Source organism: Paenibacillus sp. NFR01, assembly GCF_900111565.1.
In the GTDB taxonomy this organism is placed as follows: Bacteria; Bacillota; Bacilli; order Paenibacillales; family Paenibacillaceae; genus Paenibacillus_AQ.
Genome location: NZ_FOIK01000003.1, coordinates 229,180 through 250,495, shown reverse-complemented (window position 1 = coordinate 250,495; position 21,316 = coordinate 229,180). Strand labels below are relative to the sequence as shown.

The window sequence follows — 21,316 nt, the reverse complement described above, 5'->3', positions numbered from 1 at the left end:
GGAGCAAGCCGATAGCAGCACCACCGTTGGCACTCAGCAGTCTGCGCTCCGCCGGCGCTACGTGGTTGGCGCTCTACCGATACTCCCCGCTGCTGCTCCACTGTCTGCGAACGCCTTGGCTCTCTCCTGACAGCGCTCCGTTATTGGCACTTGGCCGTTGGCGCCCCACAGTACTTTGCCGTTGTTAATTTGCCGTAGCTCCCCGCCGTGGCATTCCACCAGTACTTTGCCGTTACTACTCTGTCCTAGCTCTCCGCCTTGGCATTCGTCGATGGCTCCACCGTTGGCTCTCCACTTGTACTCTGCCGTTACTACTACCGCTGGCTCTTCGCCTTTGCCATTTCACCTGTACTCAACCTTTGCCACTCCACCGTTTGCACTCCACCAGTACTCCGCCCTTACTGCTCTGCCGTTAGCACTCCGCCGTGACGCCATAGCACTTCTCTCCGTCGGCAACTAAAAAAGCCAGTACCCTCGCCTCGCAAGGATACTGGCTTTTTGCTGTCCGGCCTGCCGCCCGGGTTATTTCAATGCTTCGTAATGCTTCAACGCCGCTTGATGGATGGCATGGTCAGGTCCCAGGCCGGTGTATTGGGCCAAGGTTGCGGATACGCCATGCTCGGCCAAAGCGGCTTGCAGTTCGTCGACCTCCGGATCGCCGGCCGCTTTGAACAGCAGCGCTGCGGCCATCGAACGGGCGAGCGCGTCATAGCTGAGCCCCAGCTCCAAGGCCTGCAGTGCCGGCGACACAAGACGGTCGTTCGGAGACAGCTTGCGGATCGGCGAACGGCCGACGCGGCTGACTTCGTCGGTCAGCGCCGGATTGCGGAAGCGCTCCAGGATTTTGTCGATGTATTTGCCGTGTTCGCCGGCATCGAAGCCGTGTTTCTTCACCAGCATGGCGCCGGTTTCTTCCAGTACCTCACGGACCTTTGCCGTCAGGCTGTCGTCGGCCATGGCTTGCTGAATCGTCTCATATCCTTCCAGATAACCCAGGTAAGCCGCCGAACAGTGACCCGTGTTCACCGTAAACAGCTTGCGCTCGATATACGGCTCCAGGTTCTCGACGTAATGCACGCCTTCCACCGGCTCATAGCCCGGAAGCATCTGCGAAGCGTCGACTACCCACTCGTAGAACGGCTCGACCACCACTTTTAGCGGATCTTCATGCTGCTGCAGCGGCACAATGCGGTCTACCGCCGCATTCGGGAAGGCGACGACGCGGTCTGCTTTTTCGCGGGTGGCTTCATCCAGCTGCGCATAAACCAACTCTTTGAGCTGGGCGCTGCCGCCGATGGCGTTCTCGCAGGCGATGACATGCAGCGGGGCTTCCGAGGAAGCAAGACGCTTCTTGATGCCTTCGGCTACGGCGCCGGCGATGAATTTCAGCACGGTAACGCCGACGGCGGTCGTCACGAGATCAGCCTCGGCAATGGCGCTTACCAACTCTTCTGCTTGCGCAGCGCTGCTGAGCGCCGTTACATTTTTCACGATAACGGTTTCCGCGCCTTCGCTTGCGAGTGTTACCGGATATTCGCCGCGCTCCCGCAGCTCGCCGACCACCTTCTCGTTTACGTCCGCAAATACGACCTTATAACCGGAATCCGACAGCAACAGGCCGATAAAACCCCGCCCGATATTGCCCGCTCCGAAGTGAACTGCCTTCTTCATCTTACAGTCCCCCTTCGAAAATCGAGATAATCTCGGCCGGTGTCGCTGCGTTCATGACCTTCTCGATGGCATCGTCTTCCGTGAAAATCATGGCTACATTCGTCAGGATCTCCATATGGTCGCTGCCCGCGGCCGCAATGCCGATCACTACGAAAGCCGGTTCGTCTCCGCCGAAATCAACGCCATCCGGGAAACGGACTACGGACAAGCCCGTCGACTTAATGTATTGCTTGCCTTCTTTGGTGCCATGCGGAATGGCGAGCCCGCCGCCCATATAAGTGGAGACCACTTGCTCGCGCTCCAGCATCTTAGGAATGTATTCCTCCGTAACATGTCCGGCTTCCACCAAAATGCGGCCGGCAATGGTAATGGCCTCATATTTGTCTTTAGCCACAGCATTCATAACGACTTTGTTTTCATTCAAAATACTCATATGGTTTCTCCCTCTCTATCGTTTATTTTCAAAGAAACGGAGGAGCTCAGCCGATAAAAAAGCCCGTATTTCCTCCTCCGTCTTCTCTTGCAGCAGCTTCACCATTTCAGCGTTGAGCAGCAGCGAGCTGATCTCGCTGAGCACCTCCAGGCTTTCCTTCTCCAGCTTGCGCGGCGCCAGCATCAAGAGAATGACGCTGACTTCTTGCTCGCCCTCCAGCAGAACCGGGCTGCGCAGCCGGTAGAGCGTCAGCGACGACACCCTTACATGGCTGCTTCGCGCGTGGAACAGCGCAAGGCCGGTGTCGGGAATGACCTGGCTGCCTAGGCGCTCGCGTTCCAGGAGGCGCTCGACCATCAGGTCGGCATCGTCGATGATGTCCGCTTCAAGGTGGTCGAGGATCAGCCTCAGCAATGCCGGCAGCGCCAGGCCGGAATTGTCGAGCGGATGGTAGCGAAAGCGCTCCATAAGGCTGATGATTTCATCAAGCAGCCCCTTGTAGCTGATCAGCCGCTCCAGCGCCCGCCCCGTCTGAGTGGAAGTTCCTCCGGCGTCACCGCCGCTGTTTGGCCGCTCGCGCAGCGTCGTATTCTGGATAAAATCCAGCAGCCGTACGGTTTCTTCCGGCGTAAGCAGCGGGCTGATACGAATATAACGGTCACGAGGCAGCGGAAGATCAATCGTTGAAATAATCAGGTCGTATTCGGATTCCGGCATGCGTGCCGCTTCATACCAAGAGGCATTGCCGAGAATTTCGATCTGCGGCAATTCCTTGCTGAGTCTTGTCGCCAGCAGCCTGGAAGAGCTGAGACCGCTGGAGCAGACCAGAATGGCCCGGACCTTGCGTTTCAGCTGGTTCAGTCTTTCCATGGACGCCCCAAAATGCATGACCAGAAAGCCGATTTCCTCATCCGGAATGGTTAAATCGAGCCCCAGCTCCTCCACCGCTTGGCGGATGATCTGGAACAATTCTTCATAATCTCTGCGGATCGGGTTCAGCAGCGGGTTGCGAATTCGGGTGCCTTCCCGGATGCGGCGCAGCGCCGGCTCCATATGTTCCAGCAGCCCTTCGCGCAAGGTGCGGTCGCTTTGGAAAAGCAGCCCCGTCCGCCGGACCACATTCTCCGTGAGCCGGTACACCAGCTCCATCAGCCCGATATCGCCATAGGCCGAATCCGAAGGAGAGAACGAATCCTGCGCCCGGTCAAACAGACCGGCAATATGCAGAATCTCCGCCTTGGGAAACTGTAGGTTCAGCTCTTTCTCCAGCCTGGCGATAAACTGCTCGGCAATCGGAATATTCCGATGCTCCGACTTTCGCGAATAACCCGCATTATCGACGCTGTCGATGCCCCGGCCGATTTCCACGCGCCTGACGGCGATGGCCAGGCCGATCAGCAGCTCCATGTAGACAATCTCCGGAAGCTCCAGCGTCCAGCTCCATTCCATGTCCCAGAAGGTGCTTTCGATTTCGATCAGCCGGTCCTGGCCGATGGCGGTGAGCAGCCGGGCAAACACCGCGCTGCTCTCGGCATGGGCGCCGTAACCAACGAGGTCGGACTGGTCTAGATGCTCGGCCGCCAGCCGGCTAAGCGCCCGCCGTTTGTCAAATTCGCTGCCTTCGACCTCTACGCCGTACCCTCTGCGCCTGATCAGCAGGAGGCTGAATTTCCTCAGCCAAGGCTCAAGCTCATCAAGGTCATAGCTGACCGTAGCCACCGTGACCTTCAGGGAATGGGATAACGCAAACAGTTTGACCGGTTCCTCCGCCTCCAGAAGACGGCAAAGCTCCATCACCTTGCGTTCCTCGCCGGAGTATTCGGCCGGCTTTGCCTCACGGAGAAAACGGCGCAGCTCCTCCATGCCTTCGGCAGGTCCCCCAAGCTGTATACCCTTGCCCGACTTCCGGCTGAGCACCAGTCCAAAGTTCTGCAGAATGCGTTCGATTTCCTCCATTTCGCGATGGACGGTTCGGACGCTGACGCCGACGCTTCCGGCAATCTCGGCGGCGGTCATTTCGCCTTCCATGGATATAAGAAGCGCAATGACCTGCCGCTGCCTTGCGGTCATTTTTCTCATGGCATGAGCCCTCGCCTTAAACGGGAGAAACGCTGGCTTCGTAACTCAGCCAACGTATCTCCGTAATATGGGACTATTCAGATCTTACCTAAAATTAACGCAGGCGTTCAACCAGCTCGTCGTATTTCGGACTCTTCAGGAAATTGTCAATCGAGATGTGCTCGGCGGACGGGTTCGTTTTCATGGCCCGGTCCGTCAGCGTCTTCTGGGTGACAACGATGTCGGCGTCGGCCGGAATTTCACTGACCGCCGAATTGACGACCGTGATGTTGACGCCGGCTTCCTGCAACTTTTTGCGCAGAACCGAAGCGCCCATCGCACTGGAGCCCATGCCGGCATCGCAAGCGAATACGATTTTCTTCACATCGCCTTTGGTGCGTACGTTGGCAGCGACTGCGTTAGCGGCAGCAGCCGGAACGTTGCCTGCGGCTTTCATGTCTTTCACTTTGGCCGTTGCTTCTGCCAGATCCATTTCTTCATCGGTTTGCTTGGACGTTTTGAGCAGCAGGGATGCAATCACAAACGATACAACCGCAGCTACGATTACGCCGGACAGAACCGGAAGGTATCCGCCCTTAGGCGTCATGGCCATGTAGGCGATGATGGAACCCGGAGACGGGGAAGCCGTCAAGCCTGCGCCCATCAGGTTGAAGATGAACGTACCGGAAACGCCGCCGCCGATAACCGCAAGGATCAGGCGAGGATTCATCAGGACATAAGGGAAATAGATTTCATGGATACCGCCCAGGAAGTGGATGATGACAGCGCCTGGAGCCGAAGCTTTAGCGGAGCCTTTACCGAACAGCCAGTAAGCGAGCAGGATGCCCAGACCTGGACCAGGGTTCGATTCCAGCATGAACAGGATCGATTTGCCGTGTTGTTGCACTTGCTCTACGGCGATCGGACTCAAGATCCCGTGGTTGATCGCATTGTTCAGGAACAGGACCTTCGCCGGTTCGATGATGATGTTGACCAGCGGAAGCACATGGTGGTTGACCAGAAATTCTACGCCGTTCGACAGAACGTTGGTGATGCCTTGCATCAGCGGGCCGATGCCTTTGTAGCCGAGCAGCGCCAATGCGCCGCCGATGATACCGATCGAGAAGTTGTTGACCAGCATTTCAAATCCGGCTTTGATTTTGCCGTCTACCGCACGGTCAAACTGTTTGATGACCCAGCCGGCCAGCGGGCCGACGAGCATGGCGCCGAGGAACATCGGCTGATCTGCGCCGACGATGACGCCCATCGTTACGATGGCGGCAATAACCCCGCCGCGTTTGCCGTGTATCATCGTACCGCCGGTGTAACCGATCAGGAGCGGCAGCAGGTATTTGATCATCGGATCAACCAGCGTTGCCAGGTCCGCGTTCGGAATCCAGCCTGTAGGAATGAACAAAGCGGTGATCAAGCCCCAAGCGATGAATGCGCCGATATTCGGCATAACCATACCGCTCAGCAGCCGGCCAAATTGTTGAACCTTTACTCTGGCTCCGCCGGTAGAAGGTTGTGTTGCTCTGTTTGTAGCCGTTGTGGCCATAACAAATGCCTCCCTCAAAATATTAATCTAAAGCCCTTTGATCAAGGCTTACTAGGAATATCGTCCCTATGGCTACATAGTAATTCAAAGCGCTTTCAGTGTCACGGAATTGAAAATGCGCTTTCGGCAGGAACATTGTTGACAACATTTAAGAGCTTGCCGTTCTACGGAAAAAGCCCGCTGCTACGCGTATTGCTCCTCTATTCGCTGCTTGTATTATACCCGGACCGCTCCGCGATCAATCAAAAATGCCGCTCTGAAGGAATTTCTCGGGGCCGCTACTGCCGGCTTCTTCATCCATACTAAAAAGGCGGCCATGCACGAATTTCTTTCGCACACAGCCGCCTTTTGGCCTATATCATTTTGTATGATTCATATTATTTTTTATTCATCTTGAATTTCAGGAACAGCTCGTTGTAATGGGCAAGCATCTTTTTGCCGAGATTGTCGTAGACCTCCAGCCGGTCGGTAATCTCCGTCGAAGGATAAAAACGCGTGTCGCCGGAAATATCCTCCGGCAGCAACGCAAGCGCAGGCACGTTCGGCGTCGAATAGCCGACGTATTCGGCATTTTGCGCGGCAACCTCCGGACGGAGCATAAAGTCGATAAATTTGTGCGCGCCGTCGACGTTGGCTGCCGTGCGCGGAATGACCATGTTGTCGAACCATTTGTTCGACCCTTCCTCCGGCACGACATAATCCAGCTTGTCGTTCTCGTCCATAATCTCCGAAGCATCGCCGGACCAGACGACCCCGACGGCCGCTTCTTCGTTGGCCAGCAGCATCTTGATCTCGTCGCCGACAATCGCTTTAACGTTCGGAGACAGCTTGTTCAGCTTCTTCAGCGCTTCCTGCAAATGCGCCTCGTCCGTATCATTGACCGAGTAGTTCAGGCTGTTCAGCGCCATGCCCATAATTTCGCGGGCGCCGTCCACCAGCAGGATGTTGTTCTTCAGCCGGCTGTCCCACAGCGATTGCCAGCTGCTGAAATCAATGCCCCCCGTCAGCTCCGGATTAAAGATGATGCCGACGGTTCCCCAGAAATACGGCACCGAATATTGATTGCCCGGATCAAAGGACAAATTCATGAACCGCGAATCGATATTGGCCAGATTCGGAATTTTGCTATGATCCAGCGGCAGCAGCAGGTTCTCTTCGCGCATCTTGGCGATCGCGTAATCGGAAGGAACGACAACGTCGAAGGTCGTGCCGCCCTGCTCGATTTTGGTCAGCATCGCTTCATTGGAATCGAAGGTCTGGTAAATGACGGTAATGCCGGTCTCTTTCTCGAATTCCTTCAATATATCGGGATCGATGTAATCGCCCCAGTTGTAAATCGTCAACGTATTGCCGCCGGTATACCCTTCTGCCGAGTTCAGCCGCGAGGCCAGAAACATCAGCCCGAAGGCGACGATCAGAATCGCGGCAAACGTGTTGATGAGCTGCTTCATCTAGGCACCCCCATTTCCGCCGCGCCCTCCGCAGCCGCCGTGCCCGGACGGTTCTTCCGCTGGTTCAGGAAATAATAACCGACCACCAGCAAAATGGTGAACAGGAAGATCAGCGTGGACAGCGCATTGATCGAGAGCGAGACGCCCTGCCGCGCGCGGGAATAAATCTCTACGGACAAGGTGGAATAGCCGTTGCCCGTCACAAAGAACGTCACCGCGAAATCATCCAGCGAATAGGTGAGCGCCATAAAAAATCCGCTGAAAATCCCCGGCTTGATAATCGGCAAAATCACCTTCGTCAGTACATCGCGCCGGGTGGCTCCGAGGTCCCTTGCGGCATCTGCCAGCGTCGGGCTCATCTCCTGCAGATGCGGAAGAATCATCAGTACCGCAATCGGGATGCTGAACGCCACATGCGACAGCAGCACAGAGGTAAAGCCCAATTGAATGCCGGCGATGGTGAACAGAATCAGGAACGAAGCGCCGATGATGACGTCCGGGCTGACGATCAGCACGTTGTTCAGCGACAGCACCGTATTTTTCGCCCGCCTGCTGCGGATGCCCTGAATGGCCAGCGCGCCGATGATGGCGATGATAGTGGCAATGGCCGATGACAGCAGCGCGATGACCAGCGTGTTGATAATGATGATGATCAGGCGGGTGTCATGGATGACTTCCCGGTAATAATCGAGGGTGAAGCCCTCGAATTTATGCATCGTTCCGCCGCTGTTGAACGAGTAATACATCAGATAGAAGATCGGCGCGTACAGCACAATAAAGACAAGCACCAAATAGAGATTGGCGATCCCGTTTTTATTTTTCATTCCGCACCCCTTTTCTCGCATTCCGCGCGCCGCCGAACAAAACCATGAACAGCGCCATGATCGCGATCAGGAACACGGCGACCGTCGAACCCATGCCCCAGTCCTGTGTGACCAGAAAATGCTGCTCGATCGCCGTACCGAGCGTAATCACCCGGTTGCCGGCAATGAGGCGGGTAATCATGAACAGCGACAACGCCGGAATGAACACCGCCATGCAGCCCGAACGGACGCCCGAGAGCGTAAGCGGGAAAATCACGCGCCGGAACGTCGCCCAGCCGGAAGCGCCCAAATCCCGCGCAGCATCCACGAGGGAGTGGTTCAGTTCCTCCAGCGAGCTGAAGATCGGCAGGATCATGAATGGAATAAAGATATACACCGAAACAAACACAAAGCTGAAACCGGTAAACAGAATTTGCTGGCGGCCCAGCCCGAGAACGTCGAACAGGCTGTTGACGGGCCCGAACGTGCCGAAAATGCCGATAAAGGCGTAAGTCTTCAGCAAAAGATTGATCCATGTCGGTAAAATAATGAGCAGCAGCCAAAGCTGCTTATGCTTCGTCCGGGTCAGCAGGTACGCAGCCGGATACGCCACGAGCAGCGAAAACAGCGTAATCAGAAAGGCGTACCAGAACGAGCTCAGCGTCATTTTCAAATACACCGGGGTAAAGAAATTGACGTAATTGTCCAGCGTCAGCTTCCCGTCCAAATCGAACAAGGAATAATAAACAACGAGCAGCACCGGTGCGATGACGAACAGCGCGATCCATAAATAATAAGGGATGAGGTAATACGACCGGCCCTTACGCTTCATGGTTCTCCACCTCGCCATAGGCTTCGAGACGGGCGTCGAATTCTTCCTCCGTTTCGCCGAAACGCATGACATGAATCGCTTCCGGGTCGAAATAAAGGCCGATTTCGCTGCCGACCTCCGCTTTGCGCGTCGAATGCACCAGCCATTCATGGCCCGATTCGTCATAGCAGCTGATCTCGTAATGCACGCCGCGGAACAGCTGGGAGTCTACACGTACCCGCAGCTTGCCCTGCTCCAGAGTCGCAATCTCCAGATCCTCCGGACGGATCACGATCTCCACCGCTTCGTTCGGCCGCAGCCCGGCATCGACGCATTCAAAACGTTTGCCATTGATCTCCACCAGATAATCTTCGATCATCGTGCCGGGGACAATGTTCGATTCCCCGATAAAGTCGGCTACAAACCGGTTGATCGGCTCGTCGTAGATATCGTTCGGCGTTCCGCTCTGCTCGATCCGGCCCTGGTTCATGACGAAGATCCAGTCCGACATCGCCAGCGCCTCTTCCTGGTCATGGGTGACGAAGATAAAGGTAATTCCAAGCCGTTGCTGCATCTCCCGCAAAATGTACTGCATCTCCGTCCGCAGCTTCAGATCGAGCGCCGACAGCGGCTCGTCCAGGAGCAGCACCTGCGGCTCGTTGACGATGGCGCGGGCAATGGCCACGCGCTGGCGCTGGCCGCCGGACATTTCGCTGACCGCACGATTTTCGTACCCGGCCAGGTTGACGAAACGCAGCGCTTCCTGAACTTTTTCCGCGATAACGTCCTTTTTGAGCTTCTTGACCCTAAGCCCAAACGCGACATTCTCAAATACGTTGAGATGGGGGAAAAGCGCATAATCCTGGAACACCGTATTGACCTGGCGCTCATTGGCGGGAATGCGGTTGATAACCTGCCCGTTCATATAAATGGAGCCCTCCGTCGGCTCGGCGAATCCGGCAATCAGCCGCAGAATCGTCGTCTTCCCGCAGCCCGACGGACCCAGCAGCGTATAAAACTTACCGCGCTCGATTTCGAAGCTGACGCCCTTCAGGACAGGCTCCTCATCATCATATTGCTTGATGACCTGCTCGAATGAAATGATCGTGTTCTCTGTAGCTATGGCTAACACCCTCCTAACCCTATGTATGTACTATACCCAATTTACCCCTTCTCCAGGGGAACAACCCGAGACTTTCGGACTTGCCGGCAAGCGACATTTCCTCTTTGCGTTCGACATCTCACCCTATATAGAATAAAGGAATCTTACCAGATATGCGATAACTTTCATCAGGAAAAGAATCCGGATTGCCTTTCCCAAACTTTTGTTGAAAAACTGCGTCTTTCGGACTAGAATTAAGGTTGTTTGCAGAAGTTGCGCGCCGCACCGTTACGGGCGGTAATATTGCCTCAGGCTGAATGTATATCAACGTTTTATTCTAAGGGCAAACTGTCCGAAAGGGCAGGACGCAAAGCAATGGGCCTAAGGATGGGGATCAGACGCCTCTAGGGTTGCCATGCCGCCAAATAAAGACATTTTCAGTACGTTTGTCGCCATAAGGCGCTCAACCATCCCCGCTGCCATGTCTTTGCTGTAACCGATAACTTTGACTATACGAAAAGCGAGGTATGAGCATGTCCCTGCGTCTTCCACGTACACCGCGAAGAGAATATCCACAACCCGCGCCGGCCGCAAGTTCAGGCGCGTTTCAGGTTGTTCAGACTTTTCCTGTGCCCGAGCCTAATCTGGACGGAAGCGTTCACATCCGCGACAACCGGATTTTAGTCACCCCGCCGCTGCCTGGCGGCAGACCGGCCGTAATCACTGCGGTCCATCCCGTGGTTCTAAGCATAAATGGCCGGCGGATTTCCGGTTCGGCCCCTGTTTTGCCGGAGGATGTCGTGTCCTGGGAAATCAGCGAGAAACCCCAATACGAAATTACGATGCCGGAAGACCGGCTGCATGTATATTTTACGCTTTACCGTGCGGAGCGTTATGCCTGGAAGCTGGTCGATTGCTCCGCTGCCCGGGAACTTCGGGTCCGGGCTGAACCTGATCGTTCATCCCTGTTGTCTACGCTGACGGTGGAGCAGGTTCTGGCCGGACTCGGCCAAAGCTCGCTCACCCGCAATGTCAGCATTCCCGCTTTATATGCCGAGCTGAGCAATCCCACTTACCAGCCAGTCTGCATCGCACGGGGCAAAGCTCCCGTTCCCGGCCGGGACGCGCAGCTTCAGCTCATCTTCCGGGCCCGGACGACCGGCCCGGACGACGAAGCAACGGAGCTCCCGGGCATTGCCATTGTCCGCGAAGGGCAGACGATCGCCCGTAAAGTGGATGCCCAGGACGGCCTGCCCGGCTACGATGTATTCGGCAGCGTCCTGCCCGCCCCCCGTCCGGCCGATCTCCGGTTCACCGCCACAGCGGACACGAAAGTGCTGCCCGGCGGCGAGGTTGTCGCGCTCCGCGATGGACGGCCGCGGATTACCGGGAATGGAACCCTTGAGCGAACCTTCGATCTGGCCAAACGTTATGTGCTCCCGGAATCGCTTCCTCCCGGGGCGAGCATTGTATTCGGCGGCGATGTCGTCGCCAGTCAATGTTTATCAGGGGTTACGATTGAGGCTATCGGAAATGTATATGTTTTCGGGGATGTATACCACTGTACACTTGCCGTAACCGGAAGCATTTATGTGCAGGGCCGTGTGGTGGACTCCCGGCTGTACGCCGGATCCTGCGGTGTCGTGCGCTGCCGGATGTGGCAGAAGGCCAATCTACTCCTGGAGGAGCTGGGCAGGCTGAGGGAGGCCGCCCAGGAGCTGGCGGAGGCCATCCTTGCCCGCCAGGAGACCGTGCGCTATGGTCTGGTGACGGTGCTCATGCTGGAGGGTAAATTCAAACATGTGCCGCCGCTGGCCGCCGTGATATTGGAAACGCTCGGTGACATCTCAGGCTCCTGCCGGATAAAGGAGGATACCTCGCTGCTGGAAAAGGGCCTGGAGCGCCTGCTTCAGCCCTGGCAGCATATCGATACCTTCAGCGATGACGAATTCAATTCGCTGATCGAGCGGCTCCGGCTTGTTCTGGACTACATCTCATACATGCAGGAGGAAGGAACGCGGATCGAAATCGGCGAAGCCGAAAGCAGCGTCATCGAATCCGCGGGCGGCTTCCTTGCCCATCACGGAAACCTCCGGCTAAGCGAACTGCTGACGGCCGCCGATGTTCCCTTTTTACTTGAAGACACTGCGACTTAGGGCTCGTATTTAGGGCGTTCCAGCTCAAAGATCCGGCCGATGCCGGCATAAGAGGCTCCAGCTAGCCGGCTTATCGGCTTCAACTTGAGCGGATCGATCCGGCCATGCGAGAGCAGCTCGTCGGCAATATGGAAGCACAGCACCTCACCAATGAGGAGCGTGCTGTGCCCCAGATCGAGATGCTTCGCCAGCTTGCACTCCATAGCAATCTTGCACTCCTGCACATGCGGAACCCGGATCATCGCACCGGGAACCGCCGTCAGCCCGGCCAGCTCCAGCTCGCCGACGCCGGCAGGCGCATCGATGGAGGTGTGGTTAATTGCAGCGATTGCGTCCTCATCGGCGATGTGAACCGTAAACTCCCCGTTGTCCAAAATATTGCGCGGGGTATCCTTCAGGACGTCCCCGGCTCTGCGGACGCAGGAGATCATCACCATCGGCGGCTCGTTGCTGACGATGTTAAAGAAGCTGAACGGCGCGGCGTTGACCGTGCCATCGCCGTCCACGGTGGTCACGAAAGCGATCGGCCGCGGCACCACGCTTCCGATCAAAAGCTTGTAATTGTCATGTTCCGATTGCTCATCCACGCGAATGAACATTTGAATCCCCCTTTGATCGAACCAGACGCCCCCAAATCGGCACCGGCCGCGTATTGACTAGAAGAATGCTGCAGACGATCAGCAGCAAGCCCACCACCAGATTAACGGTTATATGCTCATGTAGCAACACAATGCTCGATCCGATGGACACCAACGGAATAATGAACGTAAACGCCCCTACTTTTCCCGCTTCCCCTTCCTGAATCAGCTTGAAATAAACCAGCCAGCCAAGCGCAATGACAAACACGGCAATAAAAAGCGTATTGACGATAAAAGCGGCATTCCACGTAATATCCGACCAATGTTCCGTTACCGTGCCGGCTCCCAGCAAAAGGACCCCGCCGATCATAATCTGCATCGCCGTCATCCACAGCATATCCACGCGCAGCGCATTGCGTTTCATGTAGACGGTCGCGAATGCCCAGCTCAGGGCACTCGCCAGTGCGAGAAGCACGCCGGTGGCCGACAGCTTGCCGGTAAAACCGCCGATGCTGAGCGCCGCTACGCCGCTAAAGCCAAGCAGCAGGCCGGCCAGCTTCTGGCCGTACATTTTTTCGCCCAGCCACATCCAGGCAAAGATCCCGAGCAGCACCGGCTGCAGGAAAACAATCGCCGAGAAAAGTCCCGACGGCATATATTGCAGGCCGATCGTTTGAAATCCGTAATAAAACACGATGCTAAGAAAAGCCGATGTCAAATAAACAGGCCAGAGCGTACCCAGCCTCAGCGCCTTCAGCTTCGGCAGCGCAACCGCAATGAGCAGGATGCCGGCCAGAAACGTCCGGATACCGGCAAACAACAACGGCGGGCAGTAAGCCAGAGCGATTTTGGACAGCGGCCAGTTGATCCCCCAGACGAGAATTAAAAATATGAGCAATGCAATCGTTCGTTTATTGTGCTGCATATATCTCCACACCTCTTGTTCTTTTTGATTTCCCAATGATACAATAGTTTTAATCATAATTGAAATGCATATTAATCATGAGGAGTATAACAAATTTGATATGAACAACAATCAGATTCGCTTGTTTGTCCACATCGCCGAAAGCGGGAGCTTCACCAAAGCCGGCCTCGCGCTGAACATGACGCAGCCCGCGGTCAGCCGGGCGATCTCCGCGCTGGAGGACGAGCTCCAGGTTAAGCTGCTTACGCGTGACCGGAAAAACGGACTTACGCTCACCGACGTCGGGCAGCGGATTCTCGTGATTTTCCGCGAGATTCTTCAGGGTTTTGACAAGGTCGAGCAGGAAATTGCCGCGGAGCGGGGGCTGGAGAAAGGCATGATCCGCATTGGCGCTTTCCCGGTGGCGGCGCCTTACTTCGTTCCGCGGCTGATCCGCGCCATCGGCGAAGTCTATCCGGGCATCGAGTTTGCGCTCTACGAGGGTTCCGTTATGGAGATTAAGGACTGGCTGGCTTCCCGTTTCATTGATGTCGGGCTGATCATTCCTCCGGCCGAAGCTCTGTACACGCAGCCGCTCTATCGAGAGAAACTGTACGCCGTGCTGCCGGAAGGCCATCCGCTCAGCGTCAAAAAGCTTGTGGACGTAGGCGAGCTGGAGCACGCGCCGATGCTCATCTGCCGCTCCGGTTACGAACCCCCGGTCGTGGATCTGTTCGCGCGCAGCGGCACGACGCTGAACATCAAATACGAGGTGGGCAGCTATGTCACCGCGCTCCAGATGGTGCGGGAGGGACTGGCGCTCGGCGTGATGTCCGAGCTGTCGCTGCTTTCGCTTCCGCCCGGCGTCACGGTGCGGGAGCTGGCGCAGGGCGCTTACCGGGACATTCATCTGGCCGTCCCTTCTTCCGGAGAGATGTCCATTGCCGTCCGCCTGTTCATGGATACGGCCAGGCAGCTATTCGCGGACGCGGAACCGGCCTTCAAGCTTTAATCACCAAGGCCTTACATTTCACTTCAGGTTTCACTTTGGGAGGTAACCAAATCATGAAGTATAACTATTTGGGCAAAAGCGGGCTGCAGGTATCGGCGCTGGGGCTTGGCACCAACGCGTTCGGCAAACGGGCGGATCAAGAGGCGTCGATCCGCATCCTCCATACCGCGCTGGATGCCGGAATCAATTTTATCGATACCGCCAACATCTACGCGGGAACCGAGTCGGAGCGGATCATCGGGCTGGCCCTTACAGGCCGCCGCCACGACGTCGTGCTCACGACCAAAGCCGGGCTGCCGCGCGGCGAAGGCCCTAACGGGCGCGGCTCCTCGCGCCGCCATCTCATGGCCGAGCTGGAGGGCAGCCTGCAGCGGCTGCAGACCGATTATGTGGATCTGTACCAGATCCACACGTTCGACCCGCACACGCCGCTCGACGAGACGCTGCGCGCGCTCGACGATATGGTCCGTGCGGGCAAGGTCCGCTACATCGGCGCCTCCAACTACGCCGCCTGGGAGCTGATGAAGGCGCTGGGCATCAGCGAACGGCAGGGTTACGCCCCGTATGTCTCCATCCAGAGCTGCTACTCTCTGGCCGACCGGACGCCGGAGCGCGAGCTGATCCCGCTCTGCCTCGATCAAGGCGTCGGCATGATTCCTTACTTCCCGCTGGCCGGCGGCATTTTGACCGGCAAATATTCGGGCGGCGACGCCCCAGCCGGCTCGCGGGCAGAGACCGATCCGAACTTCAACCGCTTCCTGAGCGGGGAGCGGCTGGAGCTAGGCCGCAAGGTCAGCGAGCTGGCTGCCGAGGCCGGCACGACGCCGACGGCGCTGTCGCTCGCCTGGCTGATGGAGCAGCCGGCCGTCGCCACGGTCATCGCCGGCGCGACCGGTACGGAGCAGGTACAGATGAACCTCCGCAGCCTGGACGTTCCCCTCGGGCCGGAATTGTTGGCCCGGCTCGAGGAAGCGAGCCGGCCGTTCCGCAGCGGCGAGCCGTTTGCGGTGTACCGGCTGTAACGGGAGCGGACTGGCTGTTGTAGCAGTCACGCCGACCTGCCACTATCGGGGAACGGCTGCGGCCGATTGCCGCTCCCTTTAACACCAAAAAGCCTCATCCCGCGATATATTCGGGAATGAGGCTTTTTCCATTACGTATAAGGGCTATACTACTGCCATGAACTTTTCCATGTCTTCCTGCACGTCCGTAATGCCGGAAATGCCGAAATTGTCGACCAGCACCTTCGCCACGTTCGGCGAGAGGAAGGCCGGCAAGGTCGGGCCGAGATGGATGTTTTTCACGCCAAGGTGGAGCAGCGCGAGCAGCACGATGACCGCTTTTTGCTCGTACCATGCGATGTTATAGGAGATCGGCAGGTCGTTGACGTCGTCCAGGCCGAATACTTCCTTCAGCTTCAGCGCGATGACAACCAGCGAATACGAATCGTTGCACTGGCCGGCGTCCAGTACGCGCGGAATCCCGCCGATGTCGCCGAGCGGCAGCTTGTTGTATTTATACTTGGCGCAGCCGGCGGTCAGGATGACGGTATCATCCGGCAGTTCAGAGGCAAAGTCGCGGTAGTAGTCCCGGCTCTTCATCCGTCCGTCGCAGCCGGCCATGACGAAGAAACGTTTGATCGCGCCGGTTTGCACGGCGTCCACGACTTGGTCCGCCACGTTCATCACAGCCTCATGGGCGAAGCCGCCGATAATTTCGCCGGTTTCGATCTCTACTGGAGACGGGCAGGTTTTGGCCTGGGCGATAATCGCCGAGAAATCCTTGCTGCCGTCTTCGCCTGCGGCGATATGCGTTACGCCCGGGAAGCCGGTGTTGCCGGTCGTATACAACCGTTCGATATAGCTGTCGCGCGGCGGAACGATGCAGTTGGTCGTCATCAGGATCGGACCGCCGAAGCTTTCAAACTCTTCGTTCTGCTTCCACCAGGCGTTGCCGTAGTTGCCGACGAAATGGCTGTATTTCTTGAACGCCGGATAATAATGCGCCGGCAGCATTTCGCTGTGCGTGTACACGTCCACGCCGGTGCCTTCGGTCTGCTTCAGCAGCTCTTCCATATCCTTCAGGTCATGGCCGCTGATCAGGATACCCGGATTGCTGCCGACGCCGATGTTCACCTTCGTAATTTCCGGATGGCCGTATGTCGACGTATTGGCCTGATCCAGCAGCGCCATAACAGTGACCCCGTGCTTGCCGCATTCCAGAACGAGCCCCGTCAGCTCATCCGCGCCCAGACTGTCGTCCAGGGTGGCGGCCAGCCCTTTTTCCATAAACGCATGCGCTTCGTCATTCCGGTGGCCCAGCACCGCAGCGTGCTCCATATAGGCGGACATGCCTTTCAGGCCGTAAATCAGCAGCTCCCGCAGCGAGCGGATATCTTCATTTTCAGTGGCCAGAATGGAGGCATCCCCCATTTTCGCCCAAAAGTCGGCTTCTGTTGTCCCTGTCCAGACCGCCGCATCATGGCCGGACAGCGCCGGAACGGCATCCAAGTTCGCCAGCCGGCTGCGCCACTGGTCGCGGAGCGCCAGCCCGCTGCGAATCCGCTCCACAAAACCGGCCCCGTCGAAGTTGGCGTTGGTGATCGTGGAGAACATATTTTCAATGATAAACTTGTCGCCGGCCGGATCGGTCATTCCCAGCTCGCGGCCTTTTGCGGCAAAGATCGAAATTCCCTTAAGCGTGTAAATCAGTACATCCTGCAGACCGGCAACCTCGCTGGTTTTGCCGCACACCCCTTGTATGGTGCAGCCTGTTCCCTTCGCCGTTTCCTGACACTGATAACAAAACATGGCGGTCATTTCTTCCCACACTCCTCTACGGTTATCGGCTGCCAAACCGAAAGCATTCTCACAGGCTTCCGCCTTTACAGTTACCGCCTATTGTAGTAGACTTTCGACGAACAATCGGTAACAGTTGTTACCGAATCACTTAAATTTGGAGGACCAGCATGAGACCCGATCCCGCCACGCTGCGCTCGTGCCTGTTTTTCCGCGGAAAATCCGTGCAGGACATCGAAGCGTTGCTGCAAGAACTGGCGTATACCGTCACGTCGTACCCGAAAAATGCCCTCATTCTGGCCGAAGGCGATCCGGCCGAGCGGCTGGGCATCGTGTTGTCCGGCGTCGTCGAAGTCCAGAAGACCCAACCGACCGGCGGCGGCGTCACCATCGCCCATTTGCGAGAAGGGCAAACGATCGGCGAGGCGGTTATTTTCCGCCGGGACAATGTCGTCCCTGCCACCGTCACGGCTGCTTCCCCCTGCTCCATCCTGTTCATCGGCAAGCAGGAGCTGCTGCGGCTGCTCTCCGGCGACAGCGGCATGCTTGTCCGTTATATCGAAAATTTGTCCGACCGGCTCGTGCTGGTCAACCGTAAGATCGAAGTGCTCTCCGCAGGCTCTCTGCGCCGCCGCATCATCAGCTTCCTGCTGGAGCTGGCTATCCAGCAGGGCTCGGATAAGCTGAGCCTGCCTTTCGGCCGGAGGGAATGGGCCGAGCATCTCAATACCGCCCGGCCGTCGCTCTCCCGGGAAATCGGCTTGCTGCGCGATAAAGGCTGGATCGCGTTCAAGGGAGAGATCATTACCCTGCTGGACCGCGAGGCGATGAACGGATTTCTCCGCTCCGAAGGCGGGACGGCGGACAAAGGCTGAACACACCGAAGAAGTCATTGAAGAAAAATGTACTGGAGGAATATCCATGCCCGAATTACAGGAGGAGGCCGCCGCGAAGCTGCTGGCCGAGCACAAACGATGGTTTGAACGCGGGGAGACCCGGAATGTCGGCTTCCGCCTCCGGCAGCTGGCACAGCTCAAAGCGGAAATTAAACGCCGGGAGCGGCAGATCATCGAAGCGCTGCACAAGGATCTGCGTAAGAGCGAATTCGAGGCCTACGCAACGGAAATCGGCTTTATCCTCGACAGCATCGGTTATATGCAGAAGCATCTGAGACGGTGGGCCAAGCCCGTCAAGGTCCGTTCGCCGCTGCATATGTTTCCGGCTTCCAGCCGGATTCTCAGCGAGCCTTACGGGACCGTGCTCATCATCGGTCCGTTTAACTATCCGTTCCAGCTGCTGCTGGAACCGCTGATCGGGGCCCTCGCCGCCGGCAACTGCGCGGTGCTGAAGCCGTCGGAGCATACGCCGTCGGTCTCCGCCGTCATTGAAGAACTGATCGGCGCCGTTTTCCCGCCGCAATACGTCCGCGTCGTTCAGGGCGAGAAGGAGACGACCGGGACGCTGATTCATGCTGACTTCGACTATATCTTCTTCACCGGCAGCGTCCCCGTCGGCCGGATCGTCATGGAGGCGGCAGCCCAAAAGCTCGTCCCGGTAACGCTGGAGCTCGGCGGCAAAAGCCCGGTTATCGTCGATGCCTCCGCCGATCTCGACAACGCCGCCCGACGGATTGTCTGGGGCAAGCTGATCAATGTTGGCCAGACCTGCATCGCCCCCGATTACGTACTTGTGCAGGAAGCGGTGGCGGAGCAGCTGGTCTCGCGGATGGAGCATTATATCCAGGCCTTTTTCGGCCCCGATATCCAGAGCAGCCCGGATTACGGAAGAATGGTCAACCTGCGCCAGCTGCGCCGGGTGGCGGAGATGATTGAGCAGGACCGCGCCAAAGTCGCCGCAGGAGGAACAGTCTGCGAGGACGATCTCTACATCGAGCCTACTCTTCTCTTTCCGGCGGCTTGGAGCGATGCGGCCATGGAGGATGAAATCTTCGGTCCCGTGCTGCCGGTGCTGACCTATTCGCAGCTGGACGAAGCCATCGCGGCTATCCATGCCCGGCCCAAGCCGCTCGCGCTCTACCTGTTTACGCAGGACAAGGAGACCGAGCGCCGGGTGCTGCGAGACGTATCGTTCGGCGGCGGCTGCATCAACGATACGATTACGCATGTCGCCAGTACGCGCCTTCCTTTCGGCGGCGTCGGCAATGCAGGGATCGGCGCATACCACGGCAAACACAGCTTTGAGCTGTTCTCGCACCGCAAAAGCGTCGTCAAGCGCGGGACCAAGCTCGATTTCGGCATCGTCTACCCGCCTTACCGTGACAAGGTCAAGATTGCGCGCAGACTGCTGAAATAAAACCGCTACGGATATAGACTAAAGCAACAAATCGAGTGTTTTGTATGTAGAATCCAAGTTTCGCCGGTCCCTATAATACAGGAGTGGAACGGGCCGATCTGCCCTGGTCCAACATTTCCTGAAGGGAGCTACATGGAATGACACAAACAGTATTGCCGACGGCGCAGACGCCGGGAGTCTATCATAAAAGGATCGGAGAGGTTATCGTCACCGTTCTCTCGGACGGAGGAATGCAGTTTCCCTGGTGGCCTTTTACAGAGCTTAGCGAAGAGGATGGAACATCCCTGTTGGAGTCCCATTTCGAAGTAAGCCCTCCATATTTCAACACCAATTGCTTTCTGATCCATATTCAAGGCCGACTTACTTTAATCGATACGGGAATCGGCCCCGGCATAGGTGTTTTTCTGGATAACTTAAAGGCAGCCGGCATCGCGCCGGAACAAATCGATACGGTCCTGCTGACCCACTTGCATGCGGACCATGCCAATGGTCTGATCTATCCGGATGGAACGAAGGTATTTCCGAACGCCGAAGTTGTAGTGGCAAAAGCAGAATATGACTACTGGATGGACAATCGCAATATGAAAAATCCTTTGGATGAAGGAGAACAAGCTAATTTTCAAATGGCCCAGGCGGCTTTGGCGCCCTACACCGGAAGCATCCGTACTTTCTCGGGTGAAGAAACCGAACCGGTCGCCGGAATCAAGGCCATAGCCGCGCCGGGACATACCCCGGGACATACCGCTTATTCTATTGAATCGGCGGAAGAGCAGCTCCTCATCTGGGGCGATATCCTCCATAATGCCACTATTCAACTGCATCGGCTGGATGAGACACTGGCGATGGATGTGATTCCGGAACAAGCGATTTTATCGAGAAAACATCTCCTGGAATACGCCGCAACGGAGCGGCTTCTGATTACCGGGATGCATCTTCCCTTCCCGGGATTGGGCCACATCAAAAAAGAAGCGGGGCGTTATGTGCATCTTCCGGAAATCTGGAAGCCCAACTTATAACCATTCGTTTCAGCATTCACACAAAAGGCAGTATAGGCTAAAGCCTATACTGCCTTTTGTCATATTCTCTGTACGGTAGTCTGAAGCACTCCGCTAAGTAATGGCATTATTTTCTCGGCAATGACATTAGGCGGATCTATTCCTCCATCAGCGTTCCAGCGGAAGGTAGCCCCGTAAGCCGACCAGGTTACGAAAACTGCGGAGAGGCGTAGCGTTTGATCGTCCCGCGTTCGGCAAGTGCGACGGAGCAGATCATAAATGAAATCCTCAAGCTGCGCCTTTATATTTTTTTCGATAAAAGGGGCCACCTCATCATAGCTCTTGATGCAACGCTTGTTGGTTGCCTGGTGGTATTCGCAAAGGGCGATCACGATGCCTCTCATCGTATCCTCGGAAAACTTTGCCTCTTCTTTAATCTTGTCATGCACAAAATTCATAAATCCCTCGCCTAATAACCTGTCAACGAGCGAAAATTTATCGGGAAAATGTGCGTAAAACGTAGATCGGTTCACTCCCGCCCGTTTTGTGATATCACCGATGGTTATCTTCTCGAAACTCCGTGTTCTCAACAATTCGGAAAATGCATCCAGAATCAGCTGACTGCTCCGGATTACGCGCGGATCGTTAACGTTTAGCATTCCTCTCATGTTGT

At 56.6% G+C, this 21,316-nt stretch carries 18 protein-coding genes and 1 riboswitch; of the genes, 6 read left to right on the top strand and 12 right to left on the bottom strand.

Going from position 1 to position 21,316, the window contains the following annotated elements; translation table 11 throughout:
• Window positions 1-522: 522 nt before the first annotated feature.
• From BMW84_RS15995 to BMW84_RS15960, 8 genes are all read right to left on the bottom strand, one after another.
• Entirely contained in the window at window positions 523-1,671 is a 1,149-nt protein-coding gene (locus tag BMW84_RS15995; protein WP_091070151.1) for a mannitol-1-phosphate 5-dehydrogenase, read from the bottom strand.
• A 1-nt stretch (window position 1,672) separates the two neighbouring features.
• Window positions 1,673-2,104 carry a PTS mannitol transporter subunit IIA gene (locus tag BMW84_RS15990; RefSeq protein WP_091070149.1) on the bottom strand — a complete coding sequence of 144 codons (432 nt, stop codon included), beginning with the start codon at window positions 2,102-2,104 and terminating at the stop codon, window positions 1,673-1,675.
• Window positions 2,105-2,119: 15 nt separating this feature from the next.
• Window positions 2,120-4,183, bottom strand: a complete 2,064-nt coding sequence (locus tag BMW84_RS15985) for a BglG family transcription antiterminator (RefSeq protein WP_091070147.1) — start codon at window positions 4,181-4,183, stop codon at window positions 2,120-2,122.
• Between the two features lie 94 nt (window positions 4,184-4,277).
• Window positions 4,278-5,720, bottom strand: a complete 1,443-nt coding sequence (locus BMW84_RS15980; RefSeq protein ID WP_091070146.1) for a PTS mannitol transporter subunit IIBC — start codon at window positions 5,718-5,720, stop codon at window positions 4,278-4,280.
• A gap of 377 nt (window positions 5,721-6,097) precedes the next feature.
• A complete protein-coding gene (locus BMW84_RS15975; protein ID WP_091070144.1) occupies window positions 6,098-7,171 on the bottom strand; it encodes an ABC transporter substrate-binding protein in 1,074 nt (357 codons plus the stop codon).
• Complete coding sequence (locus tag BMW84_RS15970; protein ID WP_091070142.1) at window positions 7,168-7,995, bottom strand: ABC transporter permease; 828 nt, start codon at window positions 7,993-7,995, stop codon at window positions 7,168-7,170. The genes BMW84_RS15975 and BMW84_RS15970 overlap by 4 nt, the downstream gene beginning before the upstream one ends.
• A complete protein-coding gene (locus BMW84_RS15965) occupies window positions 7,985-8,806 on the bottom strand; it encodes an ABC transporter permease (protein ID WP_091070140.1) in 822 nt (273 codons plus the stop codon). Before BMW84_RS15965 ends, BMW84_RS15970 begins: the two co-directional genes overlap by 11 nt.
• On the bottom strand, window positions 8,796-9,917 hold the full coding sequence (locus BMW84_RS15960) for an ABC transporter ATP-binding protein (RefSeq protein WP_091070138.1): 1,122 nt from the start codon (window positions 9,915-9,917) through the stop codon (window positions 8,796-8,798). The genes BMW84_RS15965 and BMW84_RS15960 overlap by 11 nt, the downstream gene beginning before the upstream one ends.
• 302 nt (window positions 9,918-10,219) lie before the next feature.
• Window positions 10,220-10,313: riboswitch (cyclic di-GMP riboswitch) on the top strand.
• 203 nt (window positions 10,314-10,516) lie between these two features.
• Here BMW84_RS15960 and BMW84_RS15955 point away from each other — a divergent pair.
• A complete protein-coding gene (locus BMW84_RS15955; protein ID WP_175498836.1) occupies window positions 10,517-12,043 on the top strand; it encodes a flagellar assembly protein A in 1,527 nt (508 codons plus the stop codon).
• Here BMW84_RS15955 and BMW84_RS15950 read toward each other — a convergent pair.
• Window positions 12,040-12,642 (bottom strand): flavin reductase family protein, encoded by a 603-nt coding sequence (locus BMW84_RS15950; protein WP_091070135.1) that lies wholly within the window; start codon window positions 12,640-12,642, stop codon window positions 12,040-12,042. The two genes, BMW84_RS15955 and BMW84_RS15950, sit on opposite strands and share 4 nt — an antisense overlap.
• Window positions 12,623-13,546, bottom strand: a complete 924-nt coding sequence (locus BMW84_RS15945; RefSeq protein WP_091070132.1) for a DMT family transporter — start codon at window positions 13,544-13,546, stop codon at window positions 12,623-12,625. The genes BMW84_RS15950 and BMW84_RS15945 overlap by 20 nt, the downstream gene beginning before the upstream one ends.
• A gap of 100 nt (window positions 13,547-13,646) precedes the next feature.
• On the opposite strand from BMW84_RS15945, the gene BMW84_RS15940 reads away from it, so the two are divergent.
• Both BMW84_RS15940 and BMW84_RS15935 read left to right on the top strand, forming a co-directional pair.
• The gene (locus BMW84_RS15940; protein ID WP_091070131.1) at window positions 13,647-14,537 is read left to right on the top strand and encodes a LysR family transcriptional regulator; all 891 of its coding nucleotides are present in this window, start codon (window positions 13,647-13,649) and stop codon (window positions 14,535-14,537) included.
• A 53-nt stretch (window positions 14,538-14,590) separates the two neighbouring features.
• Window positions 14,591-15,559 (top strand): aldo/keto reductase, encoded by a 969-nt coding sequence (locus tag BMW84_RS15935; RefSeq protein WP_091070129.1) that lies wholly within the window; start codon window positions 14,591-14,593, stop codon window positions 15,557-15,559.
• 144 nt (window positions 15,560-15,703) lie between these two features.
• Here the strand turns inward: BMW84_RS15935 and hcp are convergent, their stop codons facing one another.
• Complete coding sequence (gene hcp / locus BMW84_RS15930) at window positions 15,704-17,356, bottom strand: hydroxylamine reductase (RefSeq protein ID WP_091070127.1); 1,653 nt, start codon at window positions 17,354-17,356, stop codon at window positions 15,704-15,706.
• Window positions 17,357-17,505: 149 nt separating this feature from the next.
• On the opposite strand from hcp, the gene BMW84_RS15925 reads away from it, so the two are divergent.
• The 3 genes from BMW84_RS15925 (at window position 17,506) to BMW84_RS15915 (ending at window position 20,664) form a co-directional block, all read left to right on the top strand.
• Window positions 17,506-18,210 carry a Crp/Fnr family transcriptional regulator gene (locus BMW84_RS15925; RefSeq protein WP_091070125.1) on the top strand — a complete coding sequence of 235 codons (705 nt, stop codon included), beginning with the start codon at window positions 17,506-17,508 and terminating at the stop codon, window positions 18,208-18,210.
• Window positions 18,211-18,256: 46 nt separating this feature from the next.
• Complete coding sequence (locus BMW84_RS15920) at window positions 18,257-19,648, top strand: aldehyde dehydrogenase (protein WP_091070124.1); 1,392 nt, start codon at window positions 18,257-18,259, stop codon at window positions 19,646-19,648.
• Window positions 19,649-19,785: 137 nt separating this feature from the next.
• Entirely contained in the window at window positions 19,786-20,664 is an 879-nt protein-coding gene (locus BMW84_RS15915; protein WP_091070122.1) for an MBL fold metallo-hydrolase, read from the top strand.
• 59 nt (window positions 20,665-20,723) lie between these two features.
• Here BMW84_RS15915 and BMW84_RS15910 read toward each other — a convergent pair whose 3' ends face one another.
• On the bottom strand, window positions 20,724-21,311 hold the full coding sequence (locus BMW84_RS15910; RefSeq protein ID WP_091070121.1) for a TetR/AcrR family transcriptional regulator: 588 nt from the start codon (window positions 21,309-21,311) through the stop codon (window positions 20,724-20,726).
• Between the last annotated feature and the right edge of the window lie 5 nt (window positions 21,312-21,316).